13 protein-coding genes are annotated in these 14,103 nt (G+C 72.1%); all 13 read right to left on the reverse strand.

Features of this window, described 5'->3' with window-relative positions; all coding sequences use genetic code 11:
• Positions 1–260 precede the first annotated feature (260 nt).
• The gene (locus ELR47_RS10970; protein ID WP_130649934.1) at positions 261–998 is read right to left on the reverse strand and encodes an MBL fold metallo-hydrolase; all 738 of its coding nucleotides are present in this window, start codon (positions 996–998) and stop codon (positions 261–263) included.
• 79 nt (positions 999–1,077) lie between these two features.
• Entirely contained in the window at positions 1,078–3,399 is a 2,322-nt protein-coding gene (locus tag ELR47_RS10975; protein ID WP_205745201.1) for a RelA/SpoT family protein, read from the reverse strand.
• A gap of 322 nt (positions 3,400–3,721) precedes the next feature.
• Entirely contained in the window at positions 3,722–4,246 is a 525-nt protein-coding gene (locus ELR47_RS10980; RefSeq protein WP_130651340.1) for an adenine phosphoribosyltransferase, read from the reverse strand.
• Positions 4,247–4,356: 110 nt separating this feature from the next.
• Positions 4,357–5,412, reverse strand: a complete 1,056-nt coding sequence (gene secF, locus ELR47_RS10985; RefSeq protein ID WP_130649935.1) for a protein translocase subunit SecF — start codon at positions 5,410–5,412, stop codon at positions 4,357–4,359.
• The gene (gene secD / locus ELR47_RS10990; protein WP_165404010.1) at positions 5,409–6,890 is read right to left on the reverse strand and encodes a protein translocase subunit SecD; all 1,482 of its coding nucleotides are present in this window, start codon (positions 6,888–6,890) and stop codon (positions 5,409–5,411) included. Before secD ends, secF begins: the two co-directional genes overlap by 4 nt.
• A gap of 32 nt (positions 6,891–6,922) precedes the next feature.
• Positions 6,923–7,807 carry an HD domain-containing protein gene (locus ELR47_RS10995; protein ID WP_205745202.1) on the reverse strand — a complete coding sequence of 295 codons (885 nt, stop codon included), beginning with the start codon at positions 7,805–7,807 and terminating at the stop codon, positions 6,923–6,925.
• On the reverse strand, positions 7,804–8,085 hold the full coding sequence (gene yajC, locus ELR47_RS11000) for a preprotein translocase subunit YajC (RefSeq protein WP_205745203.1): 282 nt from the start codon (positions 8,083–8,085) through the stop codon (positions 7,804–7,806). Before yajC ends, ELR47_RS10995 begins: the two co-directional genes overlap by 4 nt.
• A 128-nt stretch (positions 8,086–8,213) precedes the next feature.
• Positions 8,214–9,818, reverse strand: coding sequence for a potassium/proton antiporter (locus ELR47_RS11005; protein ID WP_130649938.1), 1,605 nt, complete (start codon positions 9,816–9,818; stop codon positions 8,214–8,216).
• Positions 9,819–9,879: 61 nt separating this feature from the next.
• Positions 9,880–10,974 (reverse strand): Holliday junction branch migration DNA helicase RuvB, encoded by a 1,095-nt coding sequence (gene ruvB / locus ELR47_RS11010; RefSeq protein ID WP_130649939.1) that lies wholly within the window; start codon positions 10,972–10,974, stop codon positions 9,880–9,882.
• Entirely contained in the window at positions 10,971–11,600 is a 630-nt protein-coding gene (gene ruvA, locus ELR47_RS11015; RefSeq protein WP_130649940.1) for a Holliday junction branch migration protein RuvA, read from the reverse strand. Before ruvA ends, ruvB begins: the two co-directional genes overlap by 4 nt.
• The gene (gene ruvC / locus ELR47_RS11020; protein WP_205745204.1) at positions 11,601–12,278 is read right to left on the reverse strand and encodes a crossover junction endodeoxyribonuclease RuvC; all 678 of its coding nucleotides are present in this window, start codon (positions 12,276–12,278) and stop codon (positions 11,601–11,603) included.
• A gap of 66 nt (positions 12,279–12,344) precedes the next feature.
• Positions 12,345–13,103, reverse strand: coding sequence for a YebC/PmpR family DNA-binding transcriptional regulator (locus ELR47_RS11025; protein WP_130649941.1), 759 nt, complete (start codon positions 13,101–13,103; stop codon positions 12,345–12,347).
• Between the two features lie 100 nt (positions 13,104–13,203).
• Complete coding sequence (locus tag ELR47_RS11030) at positions 13,204–14,097, reverse strand: AEC family transporter (RefSeq protein WP_130649942.1); 894 nt, start codon at positions 14,095–14,097, stop codon at positions 13,204–13,206.
• Positions 14,098–14,103 lie beyond the last annotated feature (6 nt).

Genomic DNA, 14,103 nt, shown 5'->3' on the forward strand with positions numbered 1-14,103 from the left:
CCTGCGGGCCGGCTCGTCGGCACGACGAGTCCGCCGACCACCTGCGCACGGTCCGGTCCCGCGCTCCGCCGCTGGCGCTGGCTGCGGGAGTGGACGAGGGTCGCTCGCGGGGCGCCTCCTCCAGCGCCCCGCGACCGACCAGCGGCGTTCCTACCTGCTCGTGTCGGGCATCGGCGCCCCGGTGCGCACCGCGCTCGGCACGACCCCCGACGAGGTCACGCCGCCCGTTCGTCGTGCCCTCCGGTTCCCACGTGTCGAGCTCAGCGGGAGCCGACGCCGGGCAGCTGACGGAGGAACGGGTTGGTCGCGCGCTCGTGACCGACCGTCGTGTCGGTCCCGTGGCCGCACAGCACCAGGGTGTCGTCGTCGAGCGGCAGCACCGTGTCCGTGAGCGAGCGCCACATGTCGTCCGTGGACCCGCGCGGGAAGTCGGTGCGACCGATCGACCCGGCGAACAGCAGGTCGCCGGAGAACAGCACGTCCTCGGTCGCCACCTCGGCGTCGCCGAGGGCGAAGGTGACGGGCGTGTCCGCGAGCTCCCGGCCGAGGTAGGTCACGTGGCCGGGCGTGTGCCCGGGGTTGTGGCGGACGTCGAACCGGAGGCCGGCGAAGGACAGCCGGGCACCGTCACGGAGCTCGCGCAGGTACTCGTCCGGGGGGTCCCAACGCAGGCCGAACTGCTGCTCGAGCAGTTCGGGTGGCGCCCCGAAGGCCGCGGCGGGATCGTCCCACAACCAGCGGTCGTCGGCGTGCAACAGCACCGGCGTCTCGAGCGAACGGGCCAGCTCCGGCACCGCCCAGGCATGGTCGAGGTGCCCGTGCGTGAGCAGGATCGCCTCGCAACGCACACCGGCCCGCTCCAACAGGCCTGGCACCTGCTCCGCGCCGTGCTCACCCGGGTCGACGACGACCGCCGACCCGCGGCCACGGTCGCCGACGATCCAGCAGTTGGTCTGCCAGCGGCCCAGCGGGACACCGAGGATGAAACGGTCGGTCATGTGGGCCTCGGACGGGTACGGGCGCGCGGAGGTCGGAGCCTAGACCGCCCGGCTCAGGGGACGACCTTCGGCGCGCGCGTCACCGGTTGCTGGTCTGCGGGATCACCCGGTAGGCGTCGTAGACACCGTCGACCCGGCGCACGCTGCGCAGGGCGTACTCGAGATGCGTCGGGTCGCCGAGCTCGAAGGAGAAGCGCAGCACGGCGACGCGGTCCTTGCGGGTGGCGACCTGCGCCGAGGTGATGTTGATGTGCAGGTCACCGAGCACCGCGGTGATGTCACGCAGCAGGTGCTTGCGGTCGAGTGCCTCGATCTGCACCGACACGAGGAAGTTGGCCGTGACCTCGCCCGACCAGTCGACCGGCACGAACCGCTCCGGCTCGTTCTCGAGGTCCCCGACGTTGGAACAGTCGGCACGGTGCACCGACACGCCCCGGCCGCGCGTGACGAAGCCGATGATCTCGTCACCCGGCACCGGCGTGCAACAACGGGCCAGCTTGACCAGCATGCCGCTGTCGCCCTCGACCTTGACGTCGTCCCCGCTCCCGCGTGAGAGCCGGATCGGGGACGCGCTGGGCGTGCGGGGCAGCTCCTCGGCCGGGTCCTGTTCGACCTCGGTCAGCTCGTTGAGGACCTGCTGAGCCACGGTGGCGGCGCTGATGTGGCTCTCGCCGACGGCGCGGAACAGCGCCTCGACGTTCTTGTACGACAGACCCCGGGCGACCTCGGTGAGGTCGCCGGCCGCCATCGCCCGGGCGTAGCTGATGCCCTTGCGGCGCAACGCGCGGGTGATCGCGTCGCGACCGCGGGTGATCGCGTCCTCGCGGCGTTCCCGGTTGAAGTAGGCCCGGATCTTCGACTGGGCGCGGGTGGAGGCGGCGACCTGCAACCAGTCGCGCGACGGGCCGGCGTCCTCGGCCTTGGAGGTCAGCACCTCGATGCTGTCACCGTTGACCAGCTGGTGGTCGAGCGGCACGAGCCGCCCGTTGACGCGGGCACCGATGCAGCGGTGCCCGACCTCGGTGTGCACGGCGTAGGCGAAGTCGATCGGCGTGGAGCCGGCCGGCAGGCCCATGACCTCACCCTTGGGGGTGAAGACGAACACCTCGTCCTGGTAGAGGTCGATCTTGAGCGACTCGAGGTAGTCGCCCGGCTCCTGCACCTCCTGCTGCCACTCGAGCAGCTGCTCGATCCAGGGCAGGTCACCGGCCTGGCCGGCCTCGCCGTCGTTGCCGCGGGCACCGTCCTTGTACTTCCAGTGGGCCGCGACGCCGAACTCCGCCGTCTCGTGCATCGCACGGGTGCGGATCTGCACCTCGAGCGGGCGACCCTTCGGACCGATCACCGAGGTGTGCAACGACTGGTAGAGGTTGACCTTCGGCATCGCGATGTAGTCCTTGAAGCGTCCCGGGACGGGACGCCAGGCCGCATGCAGCTGGCCGAGGACGGCATAGCAGTCGCGCACCGACGAGACGATGACGCGGACCGCGACGAGGTCGTAGATCTCGTCGAACTCCTTGCCACGCAGCACCATCTTCTCGTAGATCGAGTAGTAGTGCTTCGGACGCCCGGTGACCTCGCCGCGCACCTTGAGCTCGCGCAGCTGGTCCCGGATGGCGGCCATCACCTCCTCGATGTAGGCCTCGCGTTCCGGGTTGCGGTCGTCCACCATCGCCACGATCTCGTCGTAGCGCTTGGGGTGCAGGGTCCGGAAGCCGAGGTCCTCGAGCCGCAGCTTGAAGTTCTGCATACCGAGGCGGTGCGCCAACGGCGCATAGATGTCGAGCGTCTCCTGCGCGATCCGCTTCTGCTTCTCGCGCGGCATGTGCCCGATGGTCTCCATGTTGTGGAGCCGGTCCGCGAGCTTGATGACGAGCACCCGGATGTCGCGGGCCATCGCCAGGATCATCTTGCGCAGCGTCTCGGCCTGTTGCTGCTGCTTGGACTCGACCTGCAGTCGGTCGAGCTTGGTGACCCCGTCGACGAGGTGGGCGACCTCCTCGCCGAAGCCCTCGCGGATGTCCTCGAGGGTCGCCGGAGTGTCCTCGACGGTGTCGTGCAGCAGCGCGGCGGCCAGCGTCGGCGTACCCAGTCCGAGCGTCGCGAGCTCGGTGGCGACGGCGACCGGATGGGTGATGTAGGCCTCACCGGACTTGCGGCGCTGCCCCTCGTGCATCAGCTCCGCGAAGCGGTAGGCGCGGACCACCTCACGGACGTCGGCCCGGGTGGAGGCCCGGATGGCGGCAGCGAGCCCCTCGAGTTCGGGCGGGACCTGTTCGCGTCCGATCGGCAGGCGGGAGAACACGCCGAGCACGCCCGACGGGCGCGCCGGCCGAGGCACGGGACGCGTCTCACGTCCCTGCTCGATCCCGGTACCCGACTCCTGCGCCAGCTCGTCCACCTCTGCTCTCGCCGACGTCCACTGTACCCAGCACCGCCCGACCCCCCGTCCGCGCCCGTCGCCGGTGACCGGCCCCGCTCCCCGGTCGCTGAGGAACGGCGGCGACTCCCTCAGGCCGCGCCGACCCGGAGCTGCGCCGCCGCCGGTGACCGTTCGGCCCTCGACGCGTGACCGGCCCCGCTCCCCGGTCGCTGAGGAACCGGCGGCGACTCCCTCAGGCCGCGCGCCGACCCGGAGCTGCGCCGCCCGCCGGAGACCGTTCGGCCCTCGACGCGTGACCGGCCCCGCTCCCCGGTCGCTGAGGAACCGGCGGGAAGAGAGATCAGTACGTGAGCAGGGACACGTGATCGTGCGTGAGCCGCTTCGCACCCTCGAGGAAGCCGAGCTCGATCAGGAACCCGAGTCCGACGACCTGACCACCGAGCTGTTCGACGAGGCCGACGGTGGCCGCGGCCGTCCCGCCGGTGGCGAGCACGTCGTCGACGATGAGCACCCGCTCCCCCGGCGCGATCGCGTCGCGGTGCAGTTCGAGCGTCTCGTGGCCGTACTCGAGCTCGTAGGTGACCGACACCGTCTCGCCCGGGAGCTTGCCGGTCTTGCGGGCCGGGACGAACCCGGCACCGAAGTGGTAGGCGACCGGGGCGGCCAGGATGAACCCGCGGGCCTCGATGCCCACGACCTTGTCGACCGTGCCGCGCCCGAAGCGGGTGACCAGCCAGTCGACGGCGGTCGAGAAGCTGACGTGGTCGCCCAGCAGCGGTGTCACGTCCTTGAAGACCACGCCCGGCTTGGGGTAGTCGGGGACGTCACGGACCTTGTCGGCGAGCACGGCCGGGTCGAGTTGGATCTCCACTGCACTGCTCCTGTCGGGCGCCGGACCACGCCGTCGAACGTTCGGCCGGTTGCCGCCGGTGCGGGGTGTCGCGTGACGCGCGACGCGTCGCCGGGCCGCGAAGGTCAGCGGCGTCGCTTCCTGCGCTTGCCCTCGCCACGCACGTAGTCGGTCGTGATCGGCGCGCGGCGTTCGGTGCTGGCCGTCACGGACGGCACGTCCTCGTCGGGGTCCTCACCGCGCTCGAGCCGTTCGGCCTCGCGCTCGGCGGCCCGGACCTGCTCGGGCTCACGCATCTTCCACCACGACAGGAACGGCGCGGCGACGAACAGCGACGAGTACACGCCGACGAGCATGCCGACGAACAGCGCGAGCGCGAGGTCCTGCAGCGTCGTCGCGCCCAGCAGCTGCGAGCCGATGAGCAGCAGCGCGCCGACCGGCAGCACCGAGGTGATCGAGGTGTTCAACGAGCGGTACAGCACCTCGTTCATCGAGGCGTTGACCAGCTGCGCATAGGTCCGCCGCCCGGGCTCCCCGAGCTGGACCGCGTTCTCCTTGACCCGGTCGAACACGACCACGGTGTCGTAGAGCGAGTACCCGAGGATGGTCAGCAGGGCGATCACCGTCGCCGGCGAGACGTTGAACCCGACCAGCGAGTACAACCCGATGGTGATCAGCAGGTCGTGGACCAGCGCGACGACGGCGGCGACCGCCATCTTGAACTCGAGCCGGAACGAGATGTAGATCACGACCACGACCATGAACACCAGCAGGGCCTCGAGGGCCTGCTGGGTGATCCGCTGGCCCCAGGTCGGGCCGACGAAGCTGATCGTGGAGTTCTCCGCCCCCGAGGCCTCGACCAGCGCCTGCTCGACGGCCAGGGCCTGTTCGCTGCCCGGTTCCATCGCGTCGGTGCGCACCAGTGCGCCCCGGTCGTCGCCCGCTCCCTGGAGTTGCGGGATGACGTCGACCGCGCCGGCGTCCTCGGCGGCGTCGCGCAGGTCGCCCGAGGTGGTGCCGGGGTCGATGCCCTCGAGGCGGTAGGCGGTCCCGCCGACGAAGTCGATCGACAGGTCGAGACCGCCGATCCCGAGCGAGCCGAGGCTGATCAGGATCAGGGTGCCGGAGATCATCGCCCACAGGCGGCTGCGTCCGACGAAGTCGAAGGTCGGCGTCCTCATCGGCGCACCCCCGCGGTCGCGACGGCCGGTTCGGCGGCGCGCACCGTCCGACGATTCATCAGCTTGGTTCCCGCGAGCAGGAACACCAGCGGGCGGGTGAAGGCGACCATGATGAGGATGTCCAGGACGCTGGCGATGCCGAGCATGAGGGCGAAGCCGCGGACCGGGCCGACGGCGAGGAAGTACAGGATGACCGCGGCCGCCAGCGTGACGGTGTTGCCGGCCAGGTTCGTGCGGAACGCCGAGGCGAAGGCGGTCTTGACGCTGGTGCGCACCGTCTTGCCCAGGTTGGCCTCGTCACGGATGCGTTCGAAGAAGATGATCGAGGAGTCGGCGGTGATGCCGATCGCCACGATCAGACCGGCGATCCCCGCCAGGGTGAGCGCGAAACCGACCGTGCCCAGCGCCGTCACCAGCGACAGGGTCACGACGCCGAAGATCGCCAGGGCCGACAGCGCGACGACGCCGAGGACCCGGTAGAAGAACAGCAGCCAGACGCCGACCAGCGCGAGCCCGATCGCGCCGGCGAGCAGGCCGGAGCGCAGCGACTCGGTACCGAGCGTCGGCGAGACGACGTCGAAGGTGGCCGCCTCGAGGCTGATCGGCAGCGCGCCGGTGCGCAGGATCAGCGCGAGGTCGACGGCGTCGGCCTCCTGCTCCTCCTGGGTGGCGCCGCCGGTCGTGATCGAGGCGGTGCCGCCGGTGATGCCGACCCCGCAGGCGACCCCGGGGTTCATGCCGGGAGCGGACTCGACGACGTCGTCGAGCACGATGGCGAGCATGCCGGGCTGTCCCTGGTCACGTTCGCAGGCGAGCTCGCCGGTGATCTCGGCCCACTGTTGCGCACCCTGGTTGTCGAGTTCGAGGGTGACCTCGAAGCCACCCTGCCCGAGCGTCGGGAAGGCGTTCTCGATGCGCTCACCGGTCAACGCCACGGGGCCGACCCGGTACTTGTCGACCGGGGTGGTCGCCGCCGTCTCGGCCGGGTCACCCGGCGTGGCGCCGTCGAACGGGGAACCGCACAGGATCCCGGACTCGTCCGACGCGAGCTGCTCGCGCTCGTCGATCGGTGCGGAGCAGTCCGGACCCTCGTCGTGGGCCGGGGCTCCGGGCGGGATGACCTCCTCGACCGGGCGGAAGGCGAGCTGGGCCGTGGTGCCGATGATCTCCTGCACGCGTTCGGCGTCGGAGATGCCCGGCAGCTGGACGATGATGTCCGTGCCGGCCCGCGAGATGTCGGGTTCGGCGACCCCGAGACTGTCGACCCGTGCGCGGATCACCTCGACGGTCTGGTCGAGGATCTCGTCGAGCCCTTCCTCGGGTTCCTCGCCCTCGATCTCCGCGGTGTAGATGGCGCTGATGCCGCCCTGCAGGTCGAGCCCGAGGTTGGGACGGTTGCCCAGCCCGAGGTAGGTGCCGGCGAGCAGCACCACGAGGAGAGTCACCGTCAACGTGGCGACCAGGCTCCGCTTGTTCACGTCGGTTCCTACGAGTGTCGGACCGGCGGCGCTCAGCCGAGCGGCACGCCGTTGGCGGTGATGCGGAACTCGCACCCGAGCGTGCGCGCGGCGCGGCGACACATCACCATGCGTTCCAGGAAGATCTCGAAGTACTCGATGACCGTCGAACGGTCCGTGTCGAGCTCCAGTTCCAGCGTGATGGTCGCACGCTCCGCGTCCACGCGCAGGAACGAGTGCGTGACCGCGTCGTTGACGCGGTCGTGGATGTCGGTGGCCGTGTCGGCGCCCTTGCGCACCCGGCTGCGGTGCACGTCGGCCTTGTCGGCCAGGATGACCGCGGCCCCGACCGGACCGATCGAGGACCCGTACTGCTCCTCGTGGTTGCCGATGGCGGAGAGGACCAGGCCGATCCGGTAGGGGTCGACCTCGAGCCGCCGCAGCGCGTCGTAGGCGATCCACGCCCCCGACAGCCCGTGGTTCATGCGGCTGACCACGTTGCCGACGTCGTGCAGGTAGCCACCGACGGCGGCCAGGTCGCACAGCTCCCGGTCGGCGCCGAGATGCAGCAGCACGTTGTGCGCGATCCGGCCGACCAGGTTGGCGTGGCGGAAGCCGTGCTCGGTGAAGCCCTGCGCGTCGAGGAACTGGTCCGAGAGCTTGATGAAGGCGCTGACGACCTCGTCGGACTGCAGGCGCGTGAGGATGTCGACCGGTCCCCCGGTGCGGCGCTCGGCGTCGAGCGCGACCTCCGCTGCCTCCGCCACCGCGTCGGTCGCGTCCATGCCGCGCACCAGGGCCGCCTCGGCGGACTCGGCGATGAAGCTGGCCGGATCCGTGAGCTGCTCGGGACGCTCGACCTCGGCCGCGTCGGGCGGGGCCGGTGCGGCCTCGCGCTCGGCGGCGGCCGGGTCCAGCGACTGCTGCTCGTCGCTCACGCCGTCTCCGGCTCGTCGCGCACGACGCGCGCGAGCGCGCTGCGCTGGAAGCGGAGGACCACGTCGTCGGTCACCAGCAGATCCATCGCGTCGTCGCTGAGCGCCGTGATACGGCCGTGCAGACCACCGATGGTGACGACGTCGTCACCGACCTGGAGGTCGGCCACCTGTCGCTGGTGGGCCTTCTGCCGCTTCTGCTGCGGGCGGATCAGCAGCAGGTAGAGCACGACGAGGAACAACAGGGGCAACAGCAGGCCGCCGAGGCCACCACCATCCACGGGCACGTCCTTGGTCGCAGGTCTTGATCACCAGATGTCGAGAGGGCGTCGCGCGGGACGCCGGATCGGCGTGTCGCTGCGCGACGAGAGCCGCCCGCGATCGAACGGCGGGCGTACGGACGGCCAGCCTATCGCTCGTCGTCGTCGGTGCCAGGATGCGCCGTCGCGGGGCCGGCAGCCCCGGGCGCTGCGGGGTCGTCGTCGGCCGTGACGGGGTCCCCGGTGTGCCCCAGGGCGGTGGACCCGCCCGTGGTCGGAACCTCACCGCGCGCCCAGGCGGTCATCCGCGTCAGCACGTCCCCCTGGCGGTGGGTGGTGAGCAGCAGCACGTCCCCCGTGGCCAGGCGGGTGTCCCCGCGCGGGATGAGCACCCGGTGCCCGCGCACGATGGCCGCGACCAGCGCGCGGTCGGGCGGCGGGACCTCGTGCAGGCGACGGCCGTGCAGGGCGAGGTCCTCGGTCACGAAGACCTCGACGAGGTCGACGTCGAGCCCCTCGATGGGCAGCGCCTCGGCGACGGGCGCCCACGCGGGACGGTCGACCTGCAGGCGCAACCCGCGCACCAGCGGCCGCAGCGTGGTCCCCTGCACCAGCACGGAGACGAGCACGACGAAGAACACCACGTTGAAGATCGCGCCGGCATCGTCGGCCGCGGCGGTCGCCGGGAACGTGGCGAGCACGATCGGGACCGCGCCGCGCAGCCCGCCCCACGACACCAGGGCCCGCTCCCGCCACGAGAAGCGTTGCCCGAGCGTGCACAGCCACACCGCCACCGGGCGGGCGACCACCGCGAGGAGCAGGGCGACCAGCAACCCCGGCAGCGCGACCGGTGGCAACTCGGAGGGGGTCACCAGCAGGCCGAGCAGCAGGAACAGCCCGATCTCGGCGGCGTTGGCCAACGCCTCGTGCACCCCGCGGATCGAGCGTCGATGGCGTGGGACCAGGGCGCCGACCAGCAGGCCGGCGAAGTACACCGCCACGAACCCGGAGGCACCCGCCCACGCCGCCGAACTGTACGCGAGCGCCCCCAACGCCCCGGCAACGACGGGGTACATGCCCTCGACGCCGAGGTCCAGGCGCCGCAGCGTCGCGACCCCGATCCCGCCGACGGCCAGCCCGACCAGCGCGCCGCCCAGCAACTGCACGAGGGCGAACACGGCCCAGTCCCCTGCCGTGACCTCGTCGCCCGCGAGGGTCGCGAGCAGGCCGACCGTGAGCATGACCGCGATGGGGTCGTTGGCGCCCGACTCGATGCGCAGCAACGCCGAGATGCGCCGCGGCAGCGGTGTGGTGCGCATCATCGAGAACACGGCGGCGGCGTCGGTCGAGGCGACCACGGCCCCGAGCAGCAGCGAGGTCACGGGATCGAGGTCGAGCACCAGCCAGATGCCGAGTCCGGTGATGCCGGCCGTGACCGCCACGCCGATGGTCGCGAGCAACGCGCCGGGCAGGGCGGCGAGCCGCAGGTCGGTCGGCTTGGTGGTGAGCCCACCCTCGAACAGGATGAACAGCAGTGCCACCGTGCCGACGTTCTGCACCAGCTGCGGATCGTCGAGCAGGACCAGGCCGAGCCCGTCGTTGCCGGCCAGCATCCCGAGGCCCAGGAACAGCAGTGCACCGGGGACACGGAACCGCGCGCCGGCCTTGTCGAGCACGGCCGAGGCCAGGCCGGCGAGCAGCAGCAGCCCGGAGCCGACCAGCAGCAGCGCGTCGACACCGATCTCGAGCTGCACGTCGCTCCTCGCGGTCGTCGGGGCACCTCGACGCGGCCGTGCCGCCCGAGGCGCGGGCACGCTACCCGGCGTCGGGAGCGTCACCCTCGGTGTCGTCGAACAACGGCACGGCACCCGGCGTAAGGTGAGGCAGGGCGCGGCCCGGCGGCGGCAGCGGACGTCCCAGGTGCGCGTAGGCGCCGGCGGTCGCCACCCGTCCCCTCGGCGTGCGTTGGAGCAGGCCGCAGCGCAGCAGGAACGGCTCGACGGCGTCCTCGAGCGTGTCGGACTCCTCGGCCACGGACGTGGCGAGGGTGTTGAGGCCGACCGGCCCCCCACCGAAGGCGTCGACGACGGCCTCGAGGACCCGGCGGTCGAGCCGGTCGAGCCCCAGTTCGTCGACGTCGAAGACCTCGAGGGCGGCGCGGGCGACGTCGAGGTCGATGCGGCCGGAGGCCTCCACCTCGGCGTAGTCCCGCACGCGCCGTAGCAGGCGGTTGGCGATGCGGGGCGTGCCCCGCGATCGGCTGGCGATCTCCGCCGCACCCTCGTCGTCGACGTCGACGGTGAGCAGACCCGCCGAGCGGCGGACGATGGCGAGCAGCTCCTCGGTCTCGTAGTGCTCGAGGTGCGCCGCGAAGCCGAACCGGTCCCGCAGTGGCGACGAGATCAGCCCTGTGCGGGTGGTGGCCCCCACCAGGGTGAAGCGCGGCAGGTCCAGACGGATCGATCGTGCCCCGGGTCCCTTGCCCACCACGATGTCGAGCTGGAAGTCCTCCATCGCGGAGTACAGGACCTCCTCCACGGTCCGCGGCAGCCGGTGGATCTCGTCGACGAACAGCACGTCGCCGCCCTCGAGCCCGGTCAGGATCGCCGCGAGGTCACCGGGCCGTTCGATGGCCGGCCCCGACGTGGCGCGGAAGTGCGCCCCGACCTCGGCCGCGACGATCGCCGCCAGCGTGGTCTTGCCCAGGCCGGGTGCGCCGGAGAGCAGCACGTGGTCCGCCGGCTGGCCGCGACGCCGGGCACCGGTCAGCACCAGCTGCAACTGGCGTCGGACGCGGTCCTGCCCGATGAAGTCGTCGAGCCGCGTCGGTCGCAGACTGGCCTCAAGCCCTTCCTCGTCGACGTGCGCCCCACCGTCGAGCAGCGGGTTGCCCGGTTCCCCGGCGCTCACGGGCGCGCACCGTCGAACGCCGCCGTGCCGAGGTGGCGCAGGCAGGCGCGCAACAGCTCACCGACCGGAGCGTCGGCGTCGGGCCCGCCCTCGCCGGTGACGGCCGTCAGGGCCTGCTGGACCTCGCCGGACGAGTAGCCCAGTGCCAGCAGGGCGTCGCGCGCCTCGCCGAGGACCCCGGGGTCGGCCGTGCCCCCGGTGGAGGCCACGGGAAGCTCGCCCCCACCAGGTCCACCGACCTTGTCCTTGAGCTCGAGCACGAGCCGCTCGGCGACCTTCTTGCCCACCCCGGGGATCGCCGTGAGCGTCGGCAGGTCGGCTCCACCGATGGCCGTGCGCAGCACGTCGGGGCGATGCGTGCCCAGGGCCGCCAGCGCGAGCTTGGGTCCGACCCCCGACGAGGTCAGCAGCAGCTCGAACCATTGGAGCATCCCGCGTTCGGGAAACCCGTAGAGCGTCATCGACTCCTCGCGGACCTGCAGCGAGGTGTGCAGGACCACCTCCTCGCCCCGGGCCGGGATGCTGGCCGACGACGGGACGTGCACGAGATAGCCGACGCCGGCCACGTCGACGACGACGGTGGTCGTGTCCCGGTGGGCGACGCGACCGCGCAACGACGCGATCATTCAGCGACCTTTCGGGGACGGACGGGCGGAGCGGGTCGGGGTGCGTCGCGCCGAGGACGGTGGGAGCCGGTCGCCGAGCACCGCCTCCCAACCGCCGCGCGCCGCCACGTCGGCGGCCCGGTGGGCGTCGGCGAGCACGGACGCGGACGCGGTGCCGACCACGCGGGCGGCCAGACGCGAACGCGCCAGGTGGGTGAGGGCGACCGCCAACGCGTCGGCCACGTCGGCCGGTCGGGGCACCTCGTCCAGCCCGAGCTGGGCGGCCACCAGCCGCCCGACCGCGGCCTTGTCCGCCGCCCCGGTCCCCGCGACGGTCTGCTTGACCTCGTTGGGGCTGTAGGGCGTCACCGCGAGGCCCGCCCGCGCCGCCGCCACCAGGGCCACCCCGGCCGCCTGCCCGGTCGCCATCGCCGAGCGCACGTTGGCGGAGAACAGCACCCGCTCGACCGCGACGGCGTCCGGGCGGTGCTCGGCGATGACGGCCTCGATGGCGTCCTGCACGACCAACAGCCGCTGCTCGAGCGGCTGGTCGGGCTCGGTGCGCACGCAGGTGGCGGCGACCACCCGCGGTCGACGGTCGGGACCGCACACCACGCCCAACCCGCAGCGCGTGAGTCCGGGGTCGATCCCGAGCACCGTCGTCGCCCGTGCCGGTCCCGGCGTCGCTTCGACCGCCACGCCACCTCCTCGAACAGGCGTTCGCCCGAGCCTAGCAGCGCCGGCCCGACCGGCCGCGCAGGAGGGTCACTCCTCGAGCGACTCGATCAGCTCCTCGGGGATGTCGAAGTTCGCGTAGACGTCCTGCACGTCGTCGTTGTCGTCGAGCGTGTCGAGCAGGCGCAACACCTTCTTCGCCTCGCTCGCGTCGGCGATCGGGACGGTCGAGGCCGGCACCATGGTCGATCCGGCCTCGACGATGCCGAACCCGCCGTCCTCGAACGCCTTGCGCAGGCCGGCGACGTCGGTCGGGTCGCACCAGGCGGTGTACTGCTCCCCGCTGTGGTCGAGGTCCTCGAGTCCCGCGTCGAGCCCGACCAGCATGAGGTCGTCCTCGCCGTGTCCGTTCGCCTCGACCACGACCTGACCCCGACGCGAGAACAGGAACGACACCGAACCGGGCTCGGCGAGGTTGCCGCCCGCCTTGTTGAAGGCGCTGCGCACGTCGGAGGCCGTCCGGTTGCGGTTGTCGGTCAGGCAGTCGACCAGCACGGCCACGCCACCCGGCGCATAGCCCTCGTACTGGGCGATCTCGTAGGCGGCCGCCCCGGCGTCCTCCCCCGACCCGCGCTTGCACGCCCGCTCGATCGTGTCCTTAGGGACGTCGGCGTCCTTGGCCTTCTGCACGGCCAGCGCCAACGAGGCCGACTGCTCGGGATCGGCGGTACTGGCCTCGCGGGCGGCGGACTCGATGGCGCGGATCAGCTTGGCGAACGTCTTGCCACGCTTCTTGTCCTGCGCCGCCTTGCGGTGCTTGATGTTGGCCCACTTGCTGTGGCCGGCCATGCGTGCCTCCGCGCGCGCTCGCGCTACTGCTGGGACGGTGAACTCGACCGGCGAGCGTAGCGAACAGGACGCCGGTCACCGCCGCCGTCCGAGCACGTGCTCACGTCAGCAGCAGCGCCCAGGCCGGCAGCGTGGCCATCGAGGCGACGGCCCCGATCGCGACGAGTTGGGCCGCGAGCCGGTCGTCGAGACCGGCCGCGGCGGCGATGACCCCGCCCATCACCATCGGCGGCATCGCCGTCTCGAGCACCGACACCTGCCAGACCGCGTCCATGCCGACCGCCCGGGCCAGGACGTACACGAGGGCGGGCGCGAGCAGCATCGACCAACCGAGGCCGGCCGCCAGCATCCCCGGACGCCAGCCGCCTCCCGCCAGGCGGAGCCGCAGACCGACCGCGAGCATCGCCAGTGGCGTCACCGTCGCGCCCACGATGTCGGCGACCTCCTGCAACGGTGCGGGCAGGGCCGTCCCTGCCATCGCGAGCGCCAGCCCGATCACCAGGAACACGAGCGGTGGGAACGTCGCCACCCGACGCGCCATGGTGCGCGGGCCGGGGGGCTCGCCGCGCCCGTACCGGGCCGCGACCACCGAGGTCAGCGTCGCGAGTGCGAGGAAGGAGCCGACTTGGTCGTAGACGATGGCCGGCGGCAGGAACTCGGGTCCCAACAGCGCCTCGACGGCCGGGAACCCGAGGAAGCCGGTGTTGCTCAGCGGCACGACGACCAGCAACGTGCCGGTGGTGCGGCGGTCGAGGCGTGCCAGTCGTGACCCGACCCAGACCGCCGCGACCGAACCGAGCAGCACCGCCCAGGCGACGACGGCCGGCAGCAGCAACGACGCGTCCACCGGGATCCGTGGGACCACCGCGAGGATCAGGCCCGGGAGCGAGACCCGGACGAGCACGAGGTCGAGCGCGGGTCCCACGGACGCCGGAAGCCAACGCAGGTTGCCCAGGACGATGCCGACGACCAGCAGGACGAGGACGGCCAGCACGGCGGC

This window comes from Egicoccus halophilus, from assembly GCF_004300825.1.
Taxonomy (GTDB): domain Bacteria; phylum Actinomycetota; class Nitriliruptoria; order Nitriliruptorales; family Nitriliruptoraceae; genus Egicoccus; species Egicoccus halophilus.

Coding starts and splice junctions, on each gene's coding strand:
- ELR47_RS11025 (WP_130649941.1), bottom strand. CDS start 13,103: ATGGCCGGCCACAGCAAGTGGGCCAACATCAAGCACCGCAAGGCGGCG.
- ruvA (WP_130649940.1), bottom strand. CDS start 11,600: ATGATCGCGTCGTTGCGCGGTCGCGTCGCCCACCGGGACACGACCACC.
- secF (WP_130649935.1), bottom strand. CDS start 5,412: ATGAGGACGCCGACCTTCGACTTCGTCGGACGCAGCCGCCTGTGGGCG.
- ELR47_RS10970 (WP_130649934.1), bottom strand. CDS start 998: ATGACCGACCGTTTCATCCTCGGTGTCCCGCTGGGCCGCTGGCAGACC.